At 40.6% G+C, this 26,495-nt stretch carries 18 protein-coding genes; 11 read left to right on the plus strand and 7 right to left on the minus strand.

Annotated features, from left to right (window positions below; translation table 11 throughout):
- From hslO to ASF86_RS14345, 4 genes are all read left to right on the plus strand, one after another.
- Window positions 1-876, plus strand: coding sequence for an Hsp33 family molecular chaperone HslO (gene hslO, locus ASF86_RS14330; RefSeq protein WP_056483075.1), 876 nt, complete (start codon window positions 1-3; stop codon window positions 874-876).
- 137 nt (window positions 877-1,013) lie between these two features.
- Window positions 1,014-1,625: a LysE family translocator gene (locus ASF86_RS14335; RefSeq protein WP_056483078.1), complete on the plus strand. Its 612-nt coding sequence runs from the start codon at window positions 1,014-1,016 to the stop codon at window positions 1,623-1,625.
- Window positions 1,626-1,770: 145 nt separating this feature from the next.
- Entirely contained in the window at window positions 1,771-2,724 is a 954-nt protein-coding gene (locus ASF86_RS14340; RefSeq protein WP_056483081.1) for a DnaJ C-terminal domain-containing protein, read from the plus strand.
- Window positions 2,725-2,735: 11 nt separating this feature from the next.
- Window positions 2,736-3,065, plus strand: coding sequence for a chaperone modulator CbpM (locus tag ASF86_RS14345; protein ID WP_045436891.1), 330 nt, complete (start codon window positions 2,736-2,738; stop codon window positions 3,063-3,065).
- Window positions 3,066-3,279: 214 nt separating this feature from the next.
- On the opposite strand, the gene ASF86_RS14350 is transcribed toward ASF86_RS14345, so the two are convergent.
- The 3 genes from ASF86_RS14350 to rpsO all read right to left on the minus strand — a co-directional run bounded on the left by ASF86_RS14350 (window position 3,280) and on the right by rpsO (window position 7,199).
- Window positions 3,280-4,491: a magnesium transporter CorA family protein gene (locus ASF86_RS14350; protein ID WP_056483084.1), complete on the minus strand. Its 1,212-nt coding sequence runs from the start codon at window positions 4,489-4,491 to the stop codon at window positions 3,280-3,282.
- 85 nt (window positions 4,492-4,576) lie between these two features.
- On the minus strand, window positions 4,577-6,664 hold the full coding sequence (gene pnp / locus ASF86_RS14355; protein WP_171252347.1) for a polyribonucleotide nucleotidyltransferase: 2,088 nt from the start codon (window positions 6,662-6,664) through the stop codon (window positions 4,577-4,579).
- Between the two features lie 265 nt (window positions 6,665-6,929).
- Window positions 6,930-7,199, minus strand: coding sequence for a 30S ribosomal protein S15 (rpsO, locus tag ASF86_RS14360; RefSeq protein ID WP_002114951.1), 270 nt, complete (start codon window positions 7,197-7,199; stop codon window positions 6,930-6,932).
- 211 nt (window positions 7,200-7,410) lie between these two features.
- Between rpsO and ASF86_RS14365 the strand changes: the two genes are divergently transcribed.
- Complete coding sequence (locus ASF86_RS14365; protein WP_056483090.1) at window positions 7,411-8,709, plus strand: serine hydrolase domain-containing protein; 1,299 nt, start codon at window positions 7,411-7,413, stop codon at window positions 8,707-8,709.
- A 702-nt stretch (window positions 8,710-9,411) separates the two neighbouring features.
- Here ASF86_RS14365 and recD read toward each other — a convergent pair.
- From recD to ASF86_RS14380, 3 genes are all read right to left on the minus strand, one after another.
- Window positions 9,412-11,163, minus strand: a complete 1,752-nt coding sequence (recD, locus tag ASF86_RS14370; RefSeq protein WP_056483093.1) for an exodeoxyribonuclease V subunit alpha — start codon at window positions 11,161-11,163, stop codon at window positions 9,412-9,414.
- A gap of 108 nt (window positions 11,164-11,271) precedes the next feature.
- A complete protein-coding gene (locus ASF86_RS14375) occupies window positions 11,272-14,970 on the minus strand; it encodes a UvrD-helicase domain-containing protein (protein ID WP_056483096.1) in 3,699 nt (1,232 codons plus the stop codon).
- Between the two features lie 3 nt (window positions 14,971-14,973).
- Window positions 14,974-18,609 (minus strand): exodeoxyribonuclease V subunit gamma, encoded by a 3,636-nt coding sequence (locus ASF86_RS14380; RefSeq protein WP_056483100.1) that lies wholly within the window; start codon window positions 18,607-18,609, stop codon window positions 14,974-14,976.
- Between the two features lie 169 nt (window positions 18,610-18,778).
- Here ASF86_RS14380 and ASF86_RS14385 point away from each other — a divergent pair, with 169 nt between their 5' ends.
- A complete protein-coding gene (locus ASF86_RS14385) occupies window positions 18,779-19,285 on the plus strand; it encodes a hypothetical protein (RefSeq protein WP_056483103.1) in 507 nt (168 codons plus the stop codon).
- A gap of 22 nt (window positions 19,286-19,307) precedes the next feature.
- Here ASF86_RS14385 and ASF86_RS14390 read toward each other — a convergent pair whose 3' ends face one another.
- Complete coding sequence (locus ASF86_RS14390; RefSeq protein ID WP_004640882.1) at window positions 19,308-20,726, minus strand: hypothetical protein; 1,419 nt, start codon at window positions 20,724-20,726, stop codon at window positions 19,308-19,310.
- A gap of 209 nt (window positions 20,727-20,935) precedes the next feature.
- Here ASF86_RS14390 and ASF86_RS14395 point away from each other — a divergent pair, with 209 nt between their 5' ends.
- From ASF86_RS14395 to ASF86_RS14415, 5 genes are all read left to right on the plus strand, one after another.
- Complete coding sequence (locus tag ASF86_RS14395) at window positions 20,936-21,643, plus strand: FFLEELY motif protein (protein WP_005037154.1); 708 nt, start codon at window positions 20,936-20,938, stop codon at window positions 21,641-21,643.
- A gap of 147 nt (window positions 21,644-21,790) precedes the next feature.
- Window positions 21,791-22,738, plus strand: a complete 948-nt coding sequence (gene ubiE / locus ASF86_RS14400) for a bifunctional demethylmenaquinone methyltransferase/2-methoxy-6-polyprenyl-1,4-benzoquinol methylase UbiE (protein ID WP_056483107.1) — start codon at window positions 21,791-21,793, stop codon at window positions 22,736-22,738.
- Between the two features lie 11 nt (window positions 22,739-22,749).
- On the plus strand, window positions 22,750-23,418 hold the full coding sequence (locus ASF86_RS14405) for an SCP2 domain-containing protein (protein WP_056483110.1): 669 nt from the start codon (window positions 22,750-22,752) through the stop codon (window positions 23,416-23,418).
- 12 nt (window positions 23,419-23,430) lie between these two features.
- Window positions 23,431-25,050, plus strand: a complete 1,620-nt coding sequence (locus ASF86_RS14410; protein ID WP_003654608.1) for an ABC1 kinase family protein — start codon at window positions 23,431-23,433, stop codon at window positions 25,048-25,050.
- Between the two features lie 125 nt (window positions 25,051-25,175).
- On the plus strand, window positions 25,176-26,489 hold the full coding sequence (locus tag ASF86_RS14415; RefSeq protein ID WP_056483113.1) for an FAD-dependent oxidoreductase: 1,314 nt from the start codon (window positions 25,176-25,178) through the stop codon (window positions 26,487-26,489).
- The last annotated feature ends 6 nt before the right edge of the window (window positions 26,490-26,495 follow it).

Here is a 26,495-nt window from a genome sequence, read left to right on the forward strand (position 1 = left end):
ATGTCTGATTTACGCCAACGCTTTTATATTGAGAACTTTCCAGTTCGTGGGGAAGTAGTTCATCTAGAAGAAGCACTACAAACTATTTTAGCTCAACGTGACTATATGCCTGCCGTTAAAATTTTGCTAGGTGAAATGTTGAGTGCGACTGCATTACTTGCAAGTACATTAAAAATCAAAGGTCGTATCAGCTTGCAAATCCAGGCTAGCGGCACCTTTAAATGGGCAATGGCTGAATGTAATCATTTAGGTGAAGTTCGTGCTTTAGCCGATTATGAAAGTGATCCACGCTTCATTGAAGCAACAGACAGCAGCACAGTTCTCGGCGCTTTAGTTAATCCCGTTTTATTTATCAATATTGAACCGGAATTTGGCGAGCGTTACCAAGGCATTGTACCTCTTGATCAGGCAAATTTAGCCGGTTGCCTCATGCAGTATTACGACTTATCTGCACAAATTCCAACTCGAATTGTGCTAGCGAGTACTGCTAAGCGCTCTGGTGGTTTACTCATTCAGCTTTTACCACGTCATGATGACGAAGAGCAAAAGTTGGTTGATGAAGATTTATGGCCCCGCTTGACCATGTTGACCGAAACATTAAAAGCTGAAGAGCTCACCAATTTAGATGCAACCGAGATCTTATATCGTTTATATAACGAAGAAGAGGTTCGTTTACCAGAAGTTGAAGCACTCAAATTCGGCTGTACATGTTCAAAAGAACGCTGTGCTAATGCGCTGATTCAAATTGGTGTAGATGCTGTTCATGAAACGTTAGAAGAACAGAACCCTATTCGTATGGACTGTCAGTTCTGTAATACGCAATATACCTTTACCGCTGAAGAAGCTTTAGCGTTATTTGGTGAACATTTGAGTTAGTAGTTAAACTTTATAAAAAGGCGGATATACCGCCTTTTTATTTATCCTTATTTTTTGATGATCGTTTTCAATATCTTATTTTAAATAAGATAATATAAGATTACTTTATAGCCCAATAAGTAAGATTCTTATATTCCATGAATTATTTTGATTATTTTCTCTTTATTTTTAGCGTCATTATTATGATTGCTACCCCCGGCCCTGTCATGATTTTAGTTGCAAGCGCTGGACTTAAAGGTGGATATAGAAAGGCTCTTGAAACGATTTTTGGGACCAATTTAGCCTCACTTATTTTAATTTTTATTTCAGTACTCGTTTTAAAGGGAGTACTGAGTGTTAACGATAGTTATCTCAATATTATCCGTATCTTAGGCTGTGTATATATTGGATATTTAGGTTTCACTATTCTTAAAGAAGTCATTCAGGCACCTCACCCAGAAGCGATACAAACAGTTTCAGCACAAAATGGTGGCTTCAAAAAGGGCTTTTTTGTCGGAATATCCAACCCGAAAGATATTATTTTCTTCTCTGCTTTCTTTCCCCAATTTGTTTCTATTACACCACAGCTCAACCTAAGTTTAACTATACTCACCCTGACATGGATTGTTTTAGACTTCTTAACTTTATCTCTGGTTTATGTATTTTTCCGCCGTCTTTCTAATAGCCATTTATATCCAAAAATATTAGGGCTTTGCGGCCTATTACTTCTATTGATTGCTATTTACGGCTTGTACCAAACTTTTATCTAGCTAATGAGAGGTATAGCCCTACTCCATCTATACCTCTTTCTCTCAATCTTATTTTCAATAAAACAACACTTATACAATCTAGCTTATTGAAAACTCTAAAAATCGTTTCATAATGAAATAAACCACACCATCCTGATAAAACATTATGGCCAAAAATTATTATGAAGAATTGGGGGTTTCTCGAGAAGCCTCTGCTGATGAAATTAAGAAAGCTTATCGAAAATTAGCTCGTAAATATCATCCTGACATCAGCAAAGAAAAAGATGCTGAAGCAAAAATGCAGGCTATTAATGTCGCCTACGACACGCTAAGTAACACCGAAAAAAAAACCGAATATGACCAGATGCTTGACCACCCACAAGGTTTTAATAACTTTGGTCAAGGCGCTGCGCAAGGTGGCTTCGATGGTGCACAGTTTTACCGCCAAGGCTTTACAGGTGGTGAGCAAGCAGACTTTAGCGGTTTTGAAGATTTATTTGGTCGCTTTGGTGCAGGATTTGGTGGTGGTCAACAACACCAGAGGCAACAGCGTAGTTATCGCGGTGAAGATCAACATGCCAGCATAGAGGTCGATCTTGATATTGCCTATCATGGATCAACGCAACAAATTACCCTGCAAATTCCGACCGTAAATGCTTATGGCGAACCTGAAGTTCAACGTAAAACCCTTCAAGTCAAAATACCAAAAGGTATGAAAGAAGGTCAGCAAATCCGATTAAGTGGACAAGGACAAAGTGGTATCAATGGCGGTGCTAACGGCGATCTCTATATTGAAATCCAGTATAAAGATACAGACCGCGTTCATGTCGAAGGCAGTGATGTATATTTGACTGTAGATGTAGCTCCGTGGGAAGCAGCGTTAGGTCAAGGTATTGAAGTAAAAACACCAGCTGGACCTTTAAACGTTAATTTACCTCACAATGCAAAACAAGGACAACAGCTACGTTTAAAAGACAAAGGGATACCTAATAAAACACCAGGGCATCTATACTTAATCTTAAATATTGTATTTCCACCTGCACATTCTGAAAAAGAAAAACAAGCCTATCAGCAACTGGCAGAAGCCTTTGCTTCATTCGAACCTCGTTCATCTCATTAGGGAGCAAGATTATGACAACCATTCATTATCGAGAAATTGTATATGACGGCCATACCTTTAGTGCTGAGGTCGTTGATGAACAATCCACATTTGATCTACAACAATTCGCTCAAGCTTGTGGTCAAAGTCCCGACTGGATTATTCAACTAATTGAATATGATATTTTATCGGTCAATACCGCACCTGAAACCCATCAGTTTATGGGCGAAGATGTCTCTCGTGCTCGTAAAGCTTATCGTCTACAACGTGACTTTGATGCAAGTTTGGCAGCAGTTGCAGTGATGTTAGATTTGATTGATGAAGTACAACAACTTAGAAAACAGTTGAAGCATTTTCATTAAGATTTTTGAAGCATAGCTTGAGCTAAAGGTCATCCTTAGCCTGCCCATTATCTAAATAATATTGTTTTTGCAATAAAATTAGTTAGATGCTGATAGTGAACAGGTTCTAAGGATGACAAATGCCTTTGGTTACTTTGGGCAAAACCAAAGTAACGAATTAGCTATAACTATTTGATATATTAATGAGAAGACTCCGTCGTGCAAAAATAAAAAATTATTTCAACCGAGTAATCTTCTCCACTTCCTTCAAAGTCTGCTTAATCGGTTCATATTCCAAAAACCAAAATAAATTCATCCGATCTTGACGGTGTTGCTGGGCCAACAAATCAATGACACTTCGTTCACCTCGCCCCACCAAATGCTGTCGATAGAAATAGTACAACAGTACAATGGTGCTCAGCAGCATGACCCCTAGCATAATCCAGAAACCAACTGGTGACTTAAGACCTGGAATAAACTCAAAATTCATTCCATAAATACCCGTTAAAAGGGTAAGAGGTGCAAAAACGGCGGTGATAATGGCAAGAATCCGCATGTTTTCATTGGTCTGGTTCGCAATGGCTGAAAAATGCAGATCAATTGCAGACTGAATGGCGCTACGCAACCGTAATGTATGTTTTTGAATACGTTCAACATGACTCATTAAATCATTTAAACGTACCAGTAAAATATCTTGTGAATTGTGGATATGCTTGCCAATCACATGGTGGTAATTTTCTACGATTTCATCTCTAAACTCTTGCAAGCTTTCAATTTGCTCCTCGCATAGATTTTCTACTTGCTGAAATGCCATATTCTCATGAAATAGTTGATGCCATTGTTTAAAACGACGATTACCCTGAAGCAATTGCTGTTGCCAATGTTCGACTCTTCTCGTCAATGGCGAGCGAATATCGAGATAGCCATCAATCATGCTGTTTAACAACCGTAATGATAAATCGATCGGTGAATTTGGTAATTTACGGGTTTTATTTTGCTCTTCTAAAGTTCTACATAAAATGTTATCAAGACGTTGAATATAATTTTCAATAGACTTGTTTCCCGGCTCACGCACACTAATCAGCACATCTGGTGTCAAAATAAAGCTAATTGGTGTAGTCGCCAAACCAAAAACACTGTCTTGGGATTCAGCATGTTTAATTTCATCATCAGGCGTAACCAGCTTTTTAAAAATCAGTAAGTCATATTCTTCAAGCGTGTCAAAGGCGCAAGGATGTTCAATATTCGAAATATCCCGCATATGAAACTCATTAATAACTACGCCTGAAAGCTTTTGAATCTCTTGTTGCCATTCTTCATTATGATTGACCACATCCGTTCGGAGACTATCAATCCAGAAAAACTCTAGAACATGTTCACTATGCTGTTCACGGCTTAAAAAGACATAGCCCTCAGCTTGATGGCGATAAAAGTAATAAACCTGCATACCACGATGATCTGTTTTTGTATTACTTGCATCATGCCATAAAAAAAGTCCGCATCAAGCGGACTTTTTCATGTCACTAGAACAATTATGCTTGTTCAATGTCTTTCATAGTCAATTTAATACGACCACGATTATCAACATCAGCAACTTGTACTTTCACTTCCTGACCTTCTTTAAGAACATCAGTTACGTTCGCAATACGTTCATTTGAAATTTGCGAAATGTGAAGAAGACCATCAGTACCCGGCATGATGTTTACAAACGCACCGAATTCTACAATACGGATTACTTTACCGTCATAGATCTTACCTGGTTCAACTTCAGCAGTAAGTGCTTGAATTTTTGCAATCGCAGCACGAGCAGCAGCTTTAGTTTCACCAAATACGCGAACTGTACCGTTATCTTCAATATCAATTGCAGCTTTAGTTTCTTCAGTAATGGCACGAATCGTTGCACCGCCTTTACCAATAACATCACGGATTTTGTCTGGATTGATGTTAATGACTTCAAATGTCGGTGCATGAGCGCTGATTTCAGGACGAGCACGTGAAATGACTTTATTCATTTCGTTAAGGATGTGCATACGACCAGCAAATGCTTGGTTTAATGCAACTTCCATAATTTCTTCAGTAATACCTTCAATCTTGATGTCCATTTGAAGTGCAGTAATACCGTTTGCAGAACCTGCTACTTTAAAGTCCATATCACCTAAGTGATCTTCGTCACCTAAGATGTCAGAAAGTACTGCAAAACGCTCACCTTCTTTCACTAAGCCCATTGCGATACCAGCAACTGGTGCTTTAAGTGGAACACCCGCATCCATAAGTGATAATGACGCACCACATACAGAAGCCATTGAAGATGAACCGTTAGATTCAGTAATGTCAGATACAATACGAATAACATATGGGAAGCGGTCAGCAGCAGGAAGAACTGCTTGAACACCACGACGTGCTAAACGCCCATGACCAATTTCACGACGCTTAGGACCAGATTCACGGCCAGTTTCACCTACAGAGTATGCAGGGAAGTTGTAGTGCAACATGAAGTTGTCAGTTTTCGTACCTGACAATGTATCAACCATTAATGCATCACGAGTATTACCCAAAGTTGTTGTTACCAACGCCTGAGTTTCACCACGTGTAAATAATGCAGAACCGTGTGCGCGATCTAATACGCCAACTTGAACGTCGATACCACGAACAGTTTTAGTATCACGGCCATCAATACGTGGTTTACCTGACAAGATGTTGTCACGTACTGTACGGTATTTAAGTTCTTCAAATAATTCGTTTACTTCGTCAGCAATACCAGTTTCGTCATTTTCAGGAACGAACTGAGCTACAGCTTCTGCATAAAGTGCATCAAGTGCTGCATAACGATCTTGTTTAACCGCAATCGTATATGCTTCAGAAATTTTAGCTTCGAAAGCTGCTTTTAATTGCTCAAGAAGAGCTTCGTTTTTGCTTGGAGCAACCCAAGTTGATTCAACTGCACCAGCAGCAGCAGCAAATTCTTTAATTGCTTGAACAGCAATTTGCATTTCGTCATGACCGAAAAGTACAGCGCCTAACATTTGGTCTTCTGAAAGTTCTTTCGCTTCAGATTCAACCATCAGTACCGCAGATTCAGTACCTGCAACCACAAGATCAAGATCACTTTCTTTCAATTGTTCGTGGGTTGGGTTAAGAATGTATTCGCCGTTGATTAAACCAACACGTGCGCCTGCTATTGGACCACGGAATGGAACAGCTGCAATTGACATTGCAGCTGAAGCACCGATCATTGCAGCAATGTCAGCATCCATAGTCTTATCAGAAGAAACAACAGTCGCTGTCACTTGGATTTCGTTATAGAAACCTTCTGGGAACAATGGACGAATTGGACGGTCAATAAGACGTGAAATTAAAGTTTCAGCTTCAGACTGACGACCTTCACGTTTACCATAACCACCTGGGATACGACCCGCAGCATATTGTTTTTCTTGATAGTTAACTGTTAACGGGAAGAAGTCCTGACCCGCTTTTGCTTTAGGTTGAGCAACTACTGCAACTAAAACAGTTACGCCGCCCATTGTAACTAAAACCGTATTTGCTTGACGTGCAACACGACCTGTTTCTAAAACAACAGTGTGTTGACCATATTGGAATTCTTTACGAACGATATTAAACATTGACATGTATTGTATTTTCCTAATTTTATTCTAGTGAGACCCCTAAGGTTTGGCATTCAGACTACACCGATTGGTAGATAAATGACAAAGCTTAGAAGCCATCACACTAGGCCAAAAATTTTAAATAATGTTAAAAGTTAAACGCAAAGAAGGAGCGCACAAGCGCCCCTTCTAAAAATCACTTAATCTAAAATTAAGTGAAACTCTCTTTTCAGCGATAAAGCATTGCGACATGCGAAATAGCGAAAACAAAGTGAAAATCGAATTAACGACGTAAACCTAAAGCACCGATCAAAGCAGTGTAACGACCGTGGTCTTTACCATTTAAATAGTCAAGCAATTTACGACGTTGGTTAACCATACGAATCAAACCACGACGGCTATGATGGTCGTGTTTGTGAGCTTTAAAGTGACCTTGTAAATCATTGATTTGAGCAGTCAATAAAGCTACTTGTACTTCTGGTGAACCAGTGTCATTTTCAGCGCGAGCAAATTTAGCAATGATCTCTGCGCGGTCTGCATTAGTTAAAGCCATTCGATTTCTCCGAGATGCTTAAAAAAAGTAAACGATATGAATCAGTTGAGGCAACTGACTGCCGTGCATCACTACAGCAAGTCGCCTATTTTAAGGTATCTATAGGTGGATTGCAAAATAGTTTTCAGTAACTTGTCATTTTAGACACTGACATGAGCATATTAACCCTGCACACTACCCTTGAATAAAAAGAAAGAAGCGCGAGGGACGTGTGAAAATTTTTTCAACTAACACTTGTCCAGTACCGGACAATATTGAGCAAGTTATTCGTCGTAAAGATGAGGTTGCTGCTGAACAGGGTGGAATGACTGAACGCCAGATTCAAAAAATCTGGAACAGTGTAGAAGCATTATATAAAACCGGAAATTATCCACTCATTACTTTTTGTCTACGTCGACAAGGTAAAGTTCTACTGGACAGAAGCATTGGATATGCTCAGGGGAACTCTCCAGCAGGACTACAAGAGAATGCTTTGATTGCGACTCCAGATACACCTGTTTGCCTGTTTTCAGCATCAAAGATGATCACCGCCATGTTAATTCATCTATTAGATGAAAAAGGCGAAATCAATTTGCTTGATCCTGTGAGCTACTATATTCCGGAATATGGCGTAAATGGTAAACGCCGTGCGACTATCTTTCATTTATTAGCACATCGTGGCGGCATTCCCTATATAGACGGCGATGTCACACCCGAATTACTCTTCGATAAAGATCAAATTTTAAAACGTTTATATGCTGCCAAGCCTGTATCCCCTGCTGGTAACCACCTTGCCTATCATGCTGTTACAGCGGGTTATATTTTAGGAGAAGTGATTGAGCGGGTGACTGGGCAAGATTTACGTGAATTTGTGCATCAAACTATCGAAAAACCGATGGGAATGCCTTATTTCAACTATGGTTTAAAACCAGAGTACCGCTCAGAGGTTGCTTTAAACTGTGCAACGGGTCTACACCCTCGCCTTGGTACCGACCACTACCTGAACCATGTATTAGGTGGAGGGTTACAACTTGCAGTTGATGTCACTAACGACAACCGTTTTATGGACACAATTTGCCCAGCCGGAAACATCTATACCAGTGCAGAACAAGCTGGACGTTTCTTTGAAATGCTTTTAAGTGGAGGAAGCTATGGCGGTCAGCAAATCTTCAGTGAGAAAACGATTTTCAGGGCAACACTGCCGACTACAGGCGTTAACATTGATCGTACTTTATTAATTCCAATGCGCTATGCCTTAGGACCAATGTTAGGTAGTAACCCTGTAGGTCTTTTTGGTCCAATGACAGGACAAGCTTTTGGTCATTTAGGGTTCTCTAATATTTTATGTTGGGCCGACCCTGAAAGAGATATTAGTGTGTCTCTGTTAACAACGGGCAAATCTGTCGTGGGAACCCACCTTCCTGCTTTAGCCAACGTGCTTTATCAGATTTCGACACAATGCCCACGCATTCCTAGAGATCAGCGCCGATCTTTGTTTGGTAGTGATTCACACGAAACTAACTTAGTGTAAAAGCAAATAAAAAACCCAAGCATTTCTGCTTGGGTTTTTTGCGCTGTAGTTTTTGTTTATCGTGTTATTTCTGTTTTTATTATCGTTGGTGAGATGCTAGTCACATCCTTCTTGTTGTTTTAACTCACTTCCAGTGTCTTTGTTTCTATTTCCTTATGTGATGTATTGTGACACATCCAATTATGAAGAAAAGTAGTATTTTTCTTATCATCATGTAAGTAAAAACGTACAGGTCTGTATAATATTTAGTAAATAACCATTTTTAACATTTAACGTACAGTTCTGTATAACATATAACTTAACAATTCACAGGAAAAATGGCTGCTCAAAAATCATATTACAGATAAATATATTGATATTATTGATATAAATTTTTAAAAGAAAACATACTAAATAGAGGTCTAAAACAGATCTTTTTTGATAATTTTTTAGAAGTAAATTAAAACGTGAATATAAAAAAGCCCTGTAGTCTCTCCCAAAACTACAAGGCTTAGCGGCTGTAAGTTTCCTCTTTATACACCTACGTCATTGTAAGTTCGCAGTCTCTCGACTTAAGCTATTATTATTGTGCGATTTTGCCCGACATTCCGTGCCAAGCTCGTTGTGTGTTTATAATCTCAAAAACGTGGGGTGTACTCTAGCAGCAAATATCTCGAATCTATGTAAGCTTTTTCTTACAAGGGTAAAAATATTAAGTTTGTCTTAACGAACTAACCGATTAACTTTCTGAACTAAACCACTTTTTCGTGTAGTACGAACTGTAAATGCCTGAACTAAAGCTTCTGGATGAACCAAAAGACTCACTACTTTTTTAGCTCGTGTAATCGCAGTGTAAATGAGCTCTTGGCTTAATAAGTTCTTTGCAGCCCGATCAAGAACCACAGCAGTGTGTGTAAATTCAGACCCTTGCGACTTATGAATTGTTAAAGCGAATGCACTTTGGATACTTTTAGGTAACCGGTTTGCCGCCACCCATTTATTTAAACTTGGAAAATATACTTCAAACTGCTGAGGCTGAGTTCTATGTTCAAAACATAAACCAATGTCTCCATTTGAAATACCAAGTTGATAGTCGTTATAAGTCATCATCACCGGACGACCTACATACCATCCACCCACTGTAACTATTGATAACTGTTGTTGTAACCAGCGCTGCGCATACTGGTTTAACTGTTGTAAGCCAAATGGGCCATGATGGACCGCCGTTAAAATACGGTAGTCATCGAATGCTCTTACTACGTTTTGAACCTGTTCAATCGAGCGTTCTTCTTTTAAATAGTTTTTTAGACTCTTTACATAGCCTTGGAAACCTAACATGAGTTTCTGATAATAAATTTCGACTTCTGTGTGATTCCCTTCCGGTAAATACTCAAGCTGAACTACATCTGGCATGTCATTTTGTAAAACTATAGGCTTTAATTCAGAAACCTCAACAATATCAATCTCAAATTGCTGCAAAACCACTTCATGATTTTGTTGATAGGTTTGCGCCTGAATAAATTTAGCAACTTGCCCAATCAACGCCCCTTCAGCAAAACGACGACTGGTTTGTAATTGTACTCTGTTGTCGGCTAGTACCTGTATTTGTTGCAAGTCAGCAAGTACTGCACCTACATCAACGGAAGCGAGCTGATTTGCATCTCCTAATAAAATAATTCGACAAGACTCTGGCACAGCCTCAAACAGAAGAGTTGCCAGATTTAAATCCAGCATGGAAGCCTCATCCACCACAATCACATCGTAAGGAAGCGGTTGTTTTTGATTAAACCGTGGTGTTTGGCTATGCCCCATTCCCAATAACCGATGAATCGTTTGTGTTCCCTGATTTCTGAGCTCTTCACTCATTAATCCAGACTCAAGCAATTTAGAGTCATTAAACGAGTTCTGTAAGGCCTCTTGCATGCGCTGTGCTGCTTTACCCGTTGGAGCAGCCATCGCCACACGAATATGCGGAATTGCTTGGCTAAGCACAGCAATAATACGTGCAAGTGTATAGGTCTTACCTGTACCCGGCCCACCCGTAATAATACTCAGGCTCTGCCGAGCAACCATTTGTAAAGCTGCCTGCTGATGAGGGTCTGTAAGTAGGCTTATATAGTCATCACAAGATACAGGCTGAATTAATTGTTGCTTTAATCGACAAATTTGTTCTGCAAGGCGTTGCTCTAGGTGCCAATATCGGTATAATGCCAACCCCTGCTCATCGTAGACGCATGGTGCAACTTTTGAAGTCGCTTGATCGGCTGATATAGCAAGTTGACCAAGTGCTGCAATTTGCTCTGGACTGACATCGATACAGCTATCACCTTGCAAGCTAGCTTCGATAAGCTGCTGCAAATAAGAAGCGGTATCTGGCACTTGTGATTGCTCAGTAAATGGAGCCTGATTTAAGAAGTTACTCCACGTTGTTAACCAGCTTAAATCGGCTTGTTCAGGGCTATTTAGATTGTCCACACACTTATCCACCTAGTTTTCCACACGCTTGTCCACATGGTTATAGACAGGCTTATCCACATGTCAAGTATTTGTTAATCTTAAAATTACCTAACTTATCAGCATTTTTCATGCGATTTTATCCTCAGCAAAATACCCCAAAATGGCATCAAGACGCAGAATAAACTCAATACTAGGTTGCCAGTAATAATACCCCTGCTCTGCTTCACCATTCATGCCACGCAAATAAAGATAAGTCGCCCCCCCTAAATGTTGCTCAATTTGGTAATCCTGCATTTTGACTTGCAAATAGCGATGTAATGCCACCAAGTATAGACCTGCCTGTAGCCAGTAACTTGCTAAAGACATGCTTTGTGCAATGTTATCGCTACGATAATCAGCAAGATCCTCTCCTAAATAATTACTTTTATAATCGGCAATGTGATAGCGCTGTCCATCAAAATAAACCAAATCGATAGAACCATTGAGATAACGGGCTGAACGGGCTTCAAGTAACTCCGGCATATTCAGACCATATTCAGCAAAGAGTTGCTGAACACGAGTCATGGCTAAAACCCGATCTGATAATGCCAAATAAAAAGGAAACTCTGACAAATGCTGCTCTGGTTGAAGTTGGTTCAATCGGAAGCCCTGATAGAGTGGCGTTCGTAAAACATCTTGCAACCACTGTGCAACTGACTGATAAAGCAGATTCTCGGCGTCTTCTTCCTCTGGGAAGCTCTCTTTATATGTACTGAGTAAATCTAGCCAAAGACTACTATAGTCATTTTTAAAACGACGACGTATTTCTATGACCCAGTCATCTGAACATTGAAAATCGATATGCTCAAAAATTTCATGCAGGAAATTACCAGCAAGCGTTCCTCGCGGAAAATTATTCTTTATCCAGTCAATCGGCTGAGCACTGATTGTTTCAACAGTGTTGACCAAGTCCAGCTCATCTTCTGCTAATACAACATCATTGCTCTGACTCGCCAATAAATCTGTGCCAACCTTATGTTTTAAATGCTGCGCCAAGTAACTGAAACTGGTTTTACCACGAGAATAAAAACGTTGCTCAGGAAAGCGTTGTGCTTCTAGTTCAATAATACTGGTTTGCTTAGCTAAATGAATTGCTTGAGGCATCTGCTCCAAAACCATTTCATCTGTACAGCAATGGTGCTGAAAAGGCTCATTCCTATTTTTCCAGAAAGCTAAGCCTGAAACCGATTTACCATCAGCATCTTGTAAAAGTGCATAGACGCGATGGCTTGCTCGCGTTAGAGCCACATACCAAAGGCGATTCTGTTCAGCTAATGCCCGCTCTTCGTGTTGTTTAAGTTCAATTTCATTCAAATATGTCTTGTCAGCAATCGCAACGACTCGTTGAGTCAAGGTCTGGCTTGAGTCTGGTTGGACTACATCTTGGGTCGAAAAATTCAGAGTTTTGTTATTTTCTCGAAACGGCTTGTCTGCACCTAATAAGAAAACAATCTTAAATTCCAGTCCTTTTGACTGGTGAATTGTCATGAGCTGAACACCAGCTTCTCTCGACAATTTACGTTCTAGCTCCCAATCACGGTCAAGAGGGGAACGCAACTGTTTGAGATACCAATGATAGAGGTTTTGCGCGCCTGAGTATTTCTCGCTGTGCTGACTCAAAATTTCAGTCAAATGACGCAAGTTCACCACAACCCGTTCATTATCTTTACTTTGAGCAGCCACCAAATTTTGCCAGATATCAAACTGGCTTAAACATTGTTGCCATGCAACTAAAAAGCCCTGACTAGACCACAGCTCTCTAATGCTATCAAAACCAGTCATGAACTGGCTTAAGCCTTCTGCTGTCTGCTCAAGTTGCAACAATTGCTTCAAATCCATAGCAAACAGGCGGCTAATTAAGGCCCGTTTCACTTTTGCCTCATCGTAAGGGTGAAGTATTGCTGTCAATAAAGCACCGACGTCTTGAGCAATCGTGCAATCAAAAACACTTCGTTTCGATGGGCGATTAACCCGAATGCCTAAACGCTCTAGCTCATATTGAACTTTATCAAGCCCATCATGATTACGGGACAATACTGCAATATCATCTTCGTTTAAGACTTGAATCTGAGAGTCTTTTTGAAAATATAAATGACCCTCATGAGAACGATTGAGTAGATCTCGAATCTTCCATGCAACTTGCTGAGCCTCTGTTTCTTTATCTTTAAGCATCAGCCAGCGTAAAGGATGAAAATTATGATTGTTGTGCTCGATCAGTACAGGATGAGGCCGAGTTCCTGCTCGAATTGGGTCATATTGAACCTGTTCACCGAAATCAATTTGTCGTTGAAATAAGGCATCAACTACTTCAACCAAATCAGCAACGGAACGATGGTTATGAATTAACTTATATTCGCGGCCATGTTTGGCTTGAATATCTTTATAGGCATTTAGGAAGGTGAGCATATCCCCACCACGGAAACCGTAAATCGCCTGTTTACGGTCACCCACCATAATCATGCAGCCTTTTTGGTAGCGCTGCGGATGACGCCAGATACTGGCGAGCATGTCGTCTTGATCTTGGTTAGTGTCCTGAAACTCATCGACCAAAATTAAGGGATAGCGAGCCTGAACAAATACCGCAAAACGTTGCCCCTGCTCGCCCTTTAAAGCATCAGACAGTGTACGGATTTGCTGAGAAAAGGTCGTTTCGCCTTTATTTTGTAAAACCTGCGGTAGTCTTTTTTTAACTTCGACACACAAATAGGCCTTCAAATAAATATGAAGCTGGTCGAACTGCTCAGCATAGTTTTTAAGCACGCCAAAGAGTTGCTGTATTTGCTGAACTGTAGTGTGCTGATAAAACCCATCTGAAATTTCGGCCGGACATTTTTTAAAAACTTTCTGATCGGCAATTTGACCTAAAAATTTAAAAATAAGTTCACGCTGTGCTGATAGCGACCCATCAAAAACTAAAATACTGTCGCTTTGCGTTAAAACTTGCAGGAGCTGCGGTAAACATTCACTAAATAATTTATTAAAAGCGCCGTTTCGAAATACCGTACCGCTCACATGCTTATAGTGTTCGCCATCAAGCTGGTAATAGTGCTCTAAAAGGCTTAAGTCAATTTCTGTCGCCAACTGTTTGAGCTGCGCAAGTTGCTCAAACTGAATAGTGGGTTTTTCAGGAAGCTTAAAATGAGCCGAACTAAAATTAAGTGAGTCTTCGACGAGTTTGACAAAACTATCGACGCTCTTAAGTTCACCTGCCAGATATAAGGCATCAATTACGGTTTGAGGTTGAGACTGTATCCACTCACGTAGTACATCATGAATGAGTTGTCGGCTATAAGTTTTAGCGTCATCGGTAATTTGAGCGCGTTCAATTTTGCCACTCTCAAAAGCAAACTCACGTAATAGTTTTTGGCTAAAGCTATCGAGTGTCCCTACAAATAGCTCATCGAACTGATCTATAACTAATTTTAAACGCTCACACGCATAGGCAATTCGCGTCGCAAAGCTTTTTAAAATATGTTGGAGTAATAAGTCAGGCTCTTGCTCGGCCTGCGTAATTAATTCGTGTTCTGTAAAACAGCGCTTCGTCTCTAAATAACGATACGTTTCGACCAAACGGGCACGAATACGAGTTTTTAATTCGGCAGCAGCAGCACGGGTAAACGTGGTCGCAATGACTTGTCGAGGCAAGTACTTTTCAAGAAAAATACGGACCATCAGGCTCGATAAAGTATAAGTTTTTCCTGTACCTGCTGAAGCTTCAATTAAGTGTAATCCACTAAAATCAATATCAATAATAGGTTGATAAGACACCTGTACTCTTGAGTTCATGTCTTACTCCGAATGTTGAAATTGAAAAACTGGATGGTACAGATCATACGCAAACTCATCACAAGCATGTTGAAGTAAAGCTTGTGCATCTTGTTCTTGTAAAATAAAGCTCCAGTCTTTATGCAGCTTGCAAGCTTCATTTTGAGTCATATCCATCGTGGTAAATGACCCTGTTTCATTCCAGTATTTTAACAGCTCAGCATAGCTCTTCTCATCCAGTTTTGCTTTTTCTGCCTGATCTGCCGTTTCCCACTGATATGCTTTGGCTTTTTCTAGTGGCTTTAATAATAAGGCAGCTGGTAGAACCAATGGTTGTTGTTGTGCATAACGCCAGATTTTAAACCACGGTTGTAAATATTGCCGAGCCTGTTCAGAACTTACTCCACTACAAATCACGGTTTGATCGCTAAAAACCACAATACGGCGTTTTTCAGCTCCTGCACTTCCCTCATTAAGATACGCCAACCAGAGTAGGTATTCTAACCAGACTTTCGCACGTCTTTTTGCCCGAGCACTTGAAGGTTCCATACTGACCCAATCCTGAGTTTCAGACTTTGGAACAGTAATATTCATATGGAGCTGTTTAGCAATTCGCCAAACTCGCTGAGTCGTTTGTGTGACTGCTGGCGCGTATTGATGGAGGCGTTCAAGCAGGCACTCTTGTTCAAAAACACCTTGCTGCCACGCGCTATATTTGACTTTGCCTACAGGTAATTGATCAAGTAATACCTCAGGTTGTGCTTGTTGATCGGATTGCTGTAAAAAATGTCGAATCGCATAACGTCCTAAACCATCTAGTAACAAGGGTTCATTTTGGTCGAGCAGTCCGACACTTCCTAAGTTTTCGACACCCAAAGTTTTCAAATATAGTCGTGCGGGGAACGTCACATCCTGTATCCATTGCAGGCTATCTAAAACCAACATGTCAGGCGCTTGCAGCGGATAGGTCGTATTCGCCCAAGGTTGACGGTTTCCTGAGACTTGCTGAATTTGTGAAGCGACCTTAAACCAATGATCTTGGTAACGAACACCACTTTTTTCTACAGTAAAACCTTTCGGATCAAAAGGCTGTAAGTGATGAAGGTGATACAGTTGTTTTAACTGAGCTGGAATCTCGATCCCTTCAACAACTACATTTTCACATACATCGTCTTCGGCTTTTACAATCAAGGCAAGGTGTTCACGGAACTCTTGAAGAATACTGGAAGGTTCTCTCACCTCGCCATCGTTCACATCAAACCCGTTATAAAACAGCCATAAATTTTCTTGGGCTAATAATAAAGCATCTAAAAAAGCACCCTGATCATCCTCAAGACGAGAGCGGTCTCCTAACTGTTGGCGCAATGCATCCATTAAATCAAATGGAACGTGTGTATCACGGTTTGGGAATTGCCCTGCATCAAGATTTAACATCACCATTAAGCGATAAGGGAGCGGTCGAATATGTCCAATTTGGGCAAAGGTAATCTGCCCAGTCGGTTCCGCTTGTACACTTTGGCTTTCTAAGGTCCGTTGAATTTCTTCAATAATATAAGGTAGAGGCAACGTAATTTTGCGCAAAGTTCCTGTTTCTGTCTCGGCGTAATAACTTGCGAGCGTCAACATTCGCTCTTGTTTTTTGACAATTTCCCGAACAGCTTTTAAAGCAGCAACACCCACCTGCTCAAATTCGACAATATCTTTACCCAGTACTTGGAGCCAATATTCAACCGTATAGACTTGCCCCTGTTCATGTAGGGTTAACCAATCACGGCGCTCATTCAAATCTTGATAAATCTGAATGAGTGTACCAATCAACTCAAAATCACCTGGTTGAACTTTGGCATAACTCAGCACTTGATTAAATGTTTCATGTACAGGCACAGCAATGCCTAGAGCCAATCGCTCTAAAGCAAATTTAAAACTATATCGATAATCGTCATCACCCTCACATAAACTGCGCTTGAGATGCTCTGCATCAAGCCCTCGTTTAAAGCCTGCATCGGCAAGTAAATTTAAAATTCGCTCAACCTGAACATATTCAAGTTCGTAACGCTGCTGGGTCGCATGCAAGCTTAACCAGTCAGCAAAATCATCAAAGCTAAAACGCCCTTGCATCAGCTGAATACGCCCAATCACTGCACGCCAAGCATTTAATGCATCGAGTGAGGCAACACCTGCAATTTTCACTGGTAAATGCACCCCCTGCTCAGTGGCAGTAGCAGGAAATACACTCCGAATTAAAGGCTCTATGTCGGTCAAATTAGGAACTAAAACTAAAATATCATTTGGACGACGCGGCTGCTCATGTGCTTTGGCCAACCAACCAATCAATTGCTCTTTTAGCACTTCAAGCTGACGTAAAGTAGAATGGCAAACATGGATCTGAATAGAGTCATCGTCTGGAGCAAGCTCATATTGCTTAGCTTGGGGTTCCACCAAATGCAAAATATCGGACTGAACTTTACCGAGTAAACTTTCAGGGAAATCATCCACAAAAGCATCAACCCATTTACCCTCTTCACCCGTAGATAAATTTGATAATAGCGAAAAGTGGTCGCGGGCTTGTTTACCCAATCTTGTTAAAAGTGGATGTCTGGACTCACGTGCTTCAGCATTAAAGTTGAGTGTAAATTTATTAAAGAAATCGCTAATTTCAGCATCCGTTGCCTTAGGGTTTTTCGCAATAAAGCGCTCTTTCACCCCTAAGTCATAACGCTGTTTCCACAGTGGATCGACGCTATCTGCCCAATATTCTTGCGAAGGGTTATAGTGCAAAATTAGCACATCAATATATTGCCCTAAACGGCGCAAGAACTGTAACTGGCTTGGCGGTAAATCCAATAATGTAAAGATCACCACCTGATGAGGTAATCTTGAAATAGCCCATTTACTACGATCTGAATGTTCGATCTCTTGCCAAAACAACGCATCAATTTGCTGCATCTGCAAAAAGTCATCATGAAAATGTTGCTGCCACAACCACCGCTGCCAACGTTCTAGCTCTTGAGTTTGATGCAATGCAAAAGCAGTAACCTCTTCGTCTTTTTGCACAATATATTTTTCAATATCGAGCGCTCGCCCCTGCCCCCAAGCAGCCAACCAGTTCTCTGGACACGTACAACTATTTTCACAACCACGCTGACACTGTCCACGATAAATCATGTAGTTACTAAATAGATCGGCAACCTGCTCAGCGACCCAATACAGCATTTTTTGTTTTTTTAGTTGTTTATCTATGCCTTGCTCAAGTCGGTCTGCGCTGTCATAAATGCGCTGAACAATAGAATGGAGAGGATGTGAGGTATCTATGCTAATTGCATCAGGTTGTATAAATTCATACAAAGCCTGATGAACCCGCCATTTAAAAATTAAACGTGGGATGTTCGCTTTACGGACCTGTTCTTTATGGGCAGTTAAAACTTGCTGATAGGCATACCACTGGAAACCTCGTACCCGTTGATGAAACTGGTAATTGGCACTCATGCCTTGCTGTTCTGCAAGTTTCTGTATTAGCCACTGCTCAACCGCAGGACTTGGAACAACAAAATGCTGTGTTTTCAAAACCTGTAAAGGATGCGTTGAAGTTTGCGATGTAGACGCTAATACACCTTGCAACAACACATCAATACGTTGGCTTTGAATAACATGAATCCCCATTTATTTCATATCCTGCTTGCATAATTTATGCACAAAATCATAAACATTCATTACTATACAACTGAATCTGACTATGTCACGTTGGTTTAAACACAGCATAATTTAACTTTAGGTGTCACTTACGCTTGGTTTAAATGACGCCATCAAGAAACTTACACAGGTAGACATTATGAAAATTGATAACATTCCTGACTATATTGATCCTAGCCTAAATCTGGAACAAATTCGCGATGAGTGTCGTGACCTCATCAAAAAAAGAGCTTACGTCTCAGCAGGAGCGGCAATTGTACCGATTCCGTTTTTAGACGTGGTGATAGATTTAGGAATTTTGTCGTACCTTATTCCAGATATCAATTCCCGTTTTGGCTTAGCACCTGAGCACGTGAGTGTTTACGACCCAAAAACTAAAACAATTCATTGGGATGAATTACGTAAACGCGGTTTTGAATTTTCAGGTTTTGTAGTGGCACGTACTACTGTTAAAAAAACATTTAATGGTTTTTTGGGCAAAATCGTAACAAAACAGGTGACTAAATTTATACCGCTAGGCGGACAAATTGTAGCAGCAAGTTTAGGCTATTTCATGATGAAAAAAATAGCAGAAACTCACCTGAATGACAGTTACAATCTTGCAAAACGTATTCAGCAAAAAAGCCGTACCACTATTGTAAATTAGTAGGTACCTTATGGCTGAGAGCTTAATCTGCTCTCAGCTGTTTTAAAACTGCCTTTAATACTTCTAGACGTGCAGTATATTTATCATCAGTTGCAACAATATACCAAGGTGCGTATTCAGTACTGGTTCGCTCAAACATATCTGCTGCCGCTTTTAAATAATCATCCCACTTATCACGATTACGCCAATCCTCTGCGGTAATTTTAAAGCGTTTATGAGGCGTCTCTTCTCTGGCTTTAAAACGTTGCTCTTGTTCATCTTTACTAATTGCCAGCCAAATTTTTACTACAATCGTTTGACTATCAAATAAATCTTTTTCAAAACGATTAATTTCGTCATAAGCACGCTGCCACTCTAAAGGCGAAGCAAAACCTTCAACACGTTCAACAAGTACACGCCCATACCACGTCCGATCAAAGATCGTGATTTTTTCAGCCTCATTAATACGGTTCCAGAAACGCCATAAATAAGGATGTCGTGCCTCGTACCGTTCAGGTGCTCCAATACAGTGAATATCATATTCACGCGGATCTAGGTTTTTAACAATTCGCTTAATTGCACCACCTTTACCAGCGGCATCCATCCCCTCAAAAGCAATCACGACATTACGTTTATCAAAACGCATTGCATCAGCAATTTTTTTGCTGAGTTTATCGAGCTCTTTTTTATATTCAGCTTTTTCAAGTGGCTCATTAGAAGGTTTTAATAAACTCTCTGGAATTTTAGCTTGTTGCCATTTTCCTTTAACTTCAGTTTCATGGTCAGGAAGTTGACGCATGTGTTGTAAAAGGTATTGAGCAAAAAACTGATCGCGTTGTGTTTCATCTTCGCCATCAATAATGTACCAATCGTCGGTAAAACGGCGGCGTAACTTTTGCAAAGTGTCATATTGTTTTTTATTACGCCAGTCTAGGCCGTGGAGCTTATGCCAGTGCTGCTCTGACGGGTCAATTTTGTCTAAACGTTTTTGGAGTGATTTCCATGAAAGGTCGAACCAGACTTTGACCACATCGACATAATTATTTTTCAAATCTTGTTCGAATGCCCGCATACTTTCAACGTAAGCATCAAATCGCGCCTCATCTAAAGGTTCAGACACATGCGTTGCCGTAACAAGTAAATCGCTATACCAATTGCCAAACATCACCACAATTTGACCTTCGGTAGGAATAAACTCCGAATAAGATTGCCAAAATGCTTCTGTATCTGTCAGCACACGTGGTGCATCTGCTTTTACCCGCAAATATCTTGGGTCTAGCCACTCGCGAAGCTGCTTAACCGCCTCGCCTTTTCCAGCCAGTTCAATACCACTCATTAAAATGAGTGTACTTTTAGCATTCGGCTTCCCTCGACTTTCTTTTAGAGCATATTGTGCTTCAATCAAATCGACCGAAAGCTGTTCTTCATCTCGAATTTCAAATTTTGGTTGTTGTTCACTCATAGTCCACGACTCTAATGATTTATTGTTTAATTTCGATGATCTTTAACTTATGCGGTTAAATGATGAATTGCTATACAAATTATGTCATTGCGACCAAATCCCCGATAAAAATTGACGCATGAATCATTTTTTTTACATCTTCTCGCCATAGTACAAGGTTACAATGCCTCTTATGATTTTTTGTAAATAGCCCAATATTAGAGTCTTACATGTCTAAACTCGCTGCTTTTGATGAACTTTTACAACAATATAAAACATTTAATTATCATGACAATCCGGTGCTTGCCCAACGTTTGCAAGATGTACAAACATGGCTAAAAGAACGGATGAAAGATACACATCATGAATTTTTCAACTTGCCTGAACATAAACTCATGGCACAGTATTTTTTAAATCGTTTATATGGTGGTCCAGAGTTTGATGCCCTTGCAGCACAAATTGAACGCCTCTTGAAATATGCACATAAAGCCGAAAAAGTATTGCCTGAGAATGCAATTAAAACTGGAACTAAATCGGTAAGTTTAGCTGTGCTTGCCACTCAGCTTGATGAACAAGTGGCGATACAGCTTCTTGAGGATTATCCGGCTGATACGGTATTAACCGATGAAATCATGCGCTTAACCTTAACCAAGCTTGATCAAGCAGAAGCTCGTTATCAACAACTCGCTCTTCTTGACGATTTAGGCACAGCACTCGATAAATATATGCGCTCATTTATGATGTTCACGGCTTTTAAAATGTGTAAAGGTATTGCCCAAAAATATCACTTCGAGTTGATGTATGATTTTATCCAAGATGGTTTTACTGCGATGAAACCGTTAAAATCAGCCGAGACGTTTATCAAGACTTTTACGGAAAAAGAACGCCAGATTATTGAAAATGTACATTCAGGGCATCCGAATCCGTTTAGAGTGTGATAAGGTCGGCACAGAGAAAAAATCAACCTTACGAAGTTGAGATTTTATTCATTATATTTGCATGATGATGCCTGTAAAAATAGACAAAATCTGTCATCATGCAGAACTTATTCCGTTTCACTTGAGTTTGAGTCTAGGAGAGACAATATGTCTAACGAAAACCAAAAGCCAACATCTCCAACTGAGCAGGCACAAAGTTCAGACAAAGTTAGCCCATTCCTAAGCTCACCTTTACCGCAAGGTATCCCTCAAGGGCAACAACAAACTTTACAACAAACCTTAACTGACACACCGGTTAACGGTTCTGTACCGAAATACAATTTACCACGTGGTGCTGGCAATACTGGCAACGTGGGAGAAACTACACACTTTGGTTTCTCGACTGTTAAAACTGAAGATAAAGCTCAAAAAGTTGCAGAAGTTTTCCATTCGGTTGCAAGCAAATATGACTTGATGAATGACTTGATGTCATTTGGTATTCACCGCCTTTGGAAACGCTTTGCAATTAACATGTCAGGTGTACGCCGTGGTCAACATGTGTTGGACATTGCTGGTGGTACAGGCGATTTAGCGAAAGTATTCAGCCGCGAAGTTGGTCCTCAAGGCCATGTCGTTCTTTCAGACATTAACGAATCTATGCTCAATGTAGGCCGTGACCGTTTGATTGATGCAGGCTGTACCAATGTCGACTTCGTACTTGCCAATGCAGAAACTTTAGAACCTTTTGCAGATAACAGCTTTGATCTACTCACCATTAGTTTTGGCTTACGTAACGTGACTGATAAAGATGCAGCACTTGCTTCTATGTTCCGTGTGTTAAAGCCAGGCGGTCGTTTACTTATTCTTGAATTTTCTAAGCCTGTATTTGAGCCATTCTCAAAACTTTATGATCTCTACTCATTCACTGCTTTACCAATTATGGGTAAATTAGTTGCCAATGATTCAGAAAGTTATAAGTATTTGGCTGAATCAATTCGTATGCATCCAGACCAACGCACCTTAAAAGGTATGATGGAAAATGCTGGCTTCCAGAACTGTGACTATCACAACCTTACTGCTGGTATCGTTGCCGTTCACCGTGGCTTCAAACTGTAAGGGTTAACGATATGTGGTCGATTCTGGCACTCGGTGCAGTCGAACGTATCATTCATCATCTGATCGATCTGGATGCGGTTACTCGCATTCAGCTTAATCAGTTACAGGGCAAAATGTTGCGTGTCGTAATCGACAGTCCACAACTTTCTGTCGATGTATTCTTTGATCAAGAAAAAGTTCGTCTTGAACCTACCGCAACAGGGCAAAGTGAAAAACCTTCTATTTTTGAACAACGCCCTTTTGATGCGCAATTCAAAATTTCTGAAGCTACAGCAACTTTGCATGTTAAAGATGTCATTGAGCTGATCAAACTATTGGTCAGCGATCCAGATCAGATTGGCAATATCCCATTGCAAGGTGATTATCACCTGTTACAGGATATTCAAAAAATAATGCAACAAGCTGAACCAGATTTAGCTGCGCACTTATCAAGATGGGTTGGTCCTCAACTTGCCCACGAAATTGGCAAGATTCAGCTAGCACCAAAACATTTAAAACGCTCTCTTCAAAGCCATCTGTTTTTTGCTGAAGATGCATTAAAAGAAGATAGCGGTCTATTTGCCCCTCGCTGGGAAATGGATGATTTAACTCAAGCAACGCGCAAGCTTAATCAAGACATTGACCGTCTAGAAGCTAAATTGCAGCAACTCAACGCACAACTACAACCCTCTCAAGACTAGGTAAGACTGTATATGATTCCGCACGTTTCACGTTTACTCGAACTTTGGCGTATTGCAGCGCACTATAGACTCGATACGTTGTTCCCTGCGGATGAATTACCAGTTAAAGCTCAACGTGCATTAAGTGTTATTAAAATGCACCCGGCCGCATGGTCTAGTCGTGAACGTAAAAATCCTTTAAAGCTCAAAGAAGCTTTGGAAGAGATGGGGCCGCTTGCAATTAAGCTTGGGCAATTACTGTCAACCCGACGTGATTTGATTCCACCTGAAATACTCGCTCAATTGGTCTTACTTCAAGATCAGGTAAAACCTTTTGATAGCAATGTTGCCAAACAACGTATTCAAGATTCGTTAAAAGCTGACGTAAATACCTTGTTTGCTCGCTTTGATGACCAGCCATTAGCTGCGGCGTCAATTGCGCAAGTTCATACTGCTGCTTTGCACGATGGTCGTGAAGTCGTTATTAAGGTGACTCGCCCGGATATTCGCAACCAAATTTTGCAAGACTTTGAGATTTTGGCGTGGTTAGGCAACACACTAGAAAGCCGCCTTGAAGCTGCTCGTGCGTTGCATTTAAGCGAAATTATTCAAGACTACCGCCAGATCATTTTGAACGAGCTGGACTTGAGTATTGAGGCGGATAATACCCGTCGTATGCGCCATTATTTTACTGGCTCAACCATGATGTATGTGCCTGAAGTCTACATGGACACCAAAGATGTCATGGTGGCAGAACGTATTACAGGCGTACCTATTTCAGATACGGCGACTTTCGATCGTCTTGGCATGGACCGCGCACAACTTGCAGAAAAAGGATTAACCATTTTCTTCACGCAAGTATTTCGCGATAACTTTTTCCATGCCGACATGCACCCCGGCAATGTCTTTGTAGAAACAATTAACCCAAGTAATCCACGCTTTATTGCACTCGACTGTGCAATTATGGGTGAGTTATCTAAGCATGACCAGATGACGATTGCCCGCATGTTGCTTGCTGTAATGAACAGCAACTTTATGCAGCTCATTCAAATTGTGCACCAAGCTGGCTGGATTCCACCGGGTACAGATCAAGATGCGCTATCGCGTGAAATGCGTCGCACCGTTGGTCCAATGGTGTCTAAACCAATGGATCAACTTGATTTTGCTGGCATCTTAATTCAAGTGATGGATATTGCCCGTCGCTTCCATTTAGAAATTCCACCGCAACTCATGTTGTTGTTAAAGACTTTAGTGCATGTCGAAGGCCTAGGGACCGATCTTTATCCGCAACTCGACATCTGGAAATTGGCAAAACCAATTTTGACTGAATGGGTCAAAGCCAACATGAACCCAGTCAAAAATATAAAAGAGTTAGGGCAGCAACTACCTGACCTGCTTTTAGGTGCTCAAGATTTCCCAAGCTTAATTGTTGATAGTTTAAATGGTTTAAAAAATCAGTCTGCTTGGCAAGACCGTCAGTTACGCGAAATGCAGCAACTTCGTTTGCAAATGGAACATCAACAACGCCGCAGTTGGATGTTCGGCAGTACTATGCTGATTTTACTAACCATCGCGATTATTAGCCCTTGGTTTGTTTCGGTTATTTTGATTGTGCTGAGTAGCTTATTAGCACTTTGGCGAGTGATGAAATAACATTTAAATCCCTTGCAATCGCAAGGGATTTTTCTATGACGATAATTTAATTTTAAAAAATTTTTCTAGATCAGTGATAAGTTCATTGTTAAATTGAACCTATAAACACTTCAAAAGAATAAACAATGAAAACATCTCATTTTGCCATTATCGGTGCTGGTACAGCAGGTCTAGCAACTGCGATTTTGCTCGCCCGCGAAGGCAATAATGTGACTATTTTTGAACAAGTTGATGAATTATCTCCGGTAGGTGCAGGTCTTTTACTACAGCCTGCTGGGTTAGCCGTATTTGAGCATCTTGGTGTACTTGATGAAGCCTTAACACTAGGTGCAAAAGTCACAGGTTTAGAAGGGCAACTTCCTGATAAACGCCTTTTAGTAAATAGCCACTATCATGAAGCTTCAACAAATCTTTATGGTTTAGGTATTCACCGTTCTACTTTATGTCACGTTCTTACTCAAAAACTTTCTCAATATTCAAGTCACATTACTTGGCGTATGAGCCACACAATTGAAAGACTTGAAGAACACCCTAATGAAATTCGGGTCTTTGGCTTTAATCACAACCAAAAGTTTGATGATTGCTTTGATGCGGTCTTAATTGCCAATGGCGCTCGTAGTCAATTGCGACCAAAAGCATGGGTAAAGGTCGATCAAGCTTATCCATGGGGTGCTGCTTGGAGTATCGTGCCTGAATGTTTAGCACTGAATCCCCAAATTCTGCATCAATTTTATGATCGCTCCAAAATCATGATGGGGATTTTACCTACAGGGGCAATCCCTTCTGCACCCGAGCAACGACTTGCGAGTGTATTTTGGAGCCTACCTACTGCACAATTACCTACATTTTTGAAAGACGAGCAGTCAAAACAGACTTGGTTAAACCAAGTTTCAGAGCGCTGGCCTGATGTAGCAGAATGGTTAAAACAGATTTTGTACAACAATCAAATTCAACCTAAATGGCTATCTGCCCAATACCGTGATGTCGTGATGACTCAATTTGGGCAAGGCCGAATTGGTGTTATTGGTGATGCTGCTCATGCTATGAGCCCTCAACTGGGACAAGGCGCAAATATGGCTTTACTGGATGCTTGGGCTTTTTCTCAATCATTGCAATTTGCCCAAAAGAACCAAAATATTGACTGGTCACTCCTCTGGCAGCACTATCATCAACATCGCCGCTCTTCCACTCAGTTTTATCAATTCCTCAGTCGCTTATTAACACCACTTTATCAATCTGACCATTGGTGGGCGGGAGGTTTAAGAGATCTCGTGTTCCCTTGGATGTATCAGATCCCTTATTTTCGAAAAGAAATGGCAATCACAGTTTCTGGCTTAAAAGCAGGTCCATTTCAACAACTTGATTATCAGAAAATTGCTCAATATTGCGAAAAAGAAAATGCACTTAATTCAAAAAGTGAATCTCTTCCCGACTATTAACCTCAC

It is taken from the genome of Acinetobacter sp. Leaf130 (genome assembly GCF_001423205.1).
Lineage (GTDB): Bacteria > Pseudomonadota > Gammaproteobacteria > Pseudomonadales > Moraxellaceae > Acinetobacter > Acinetobacter calcoaceticus.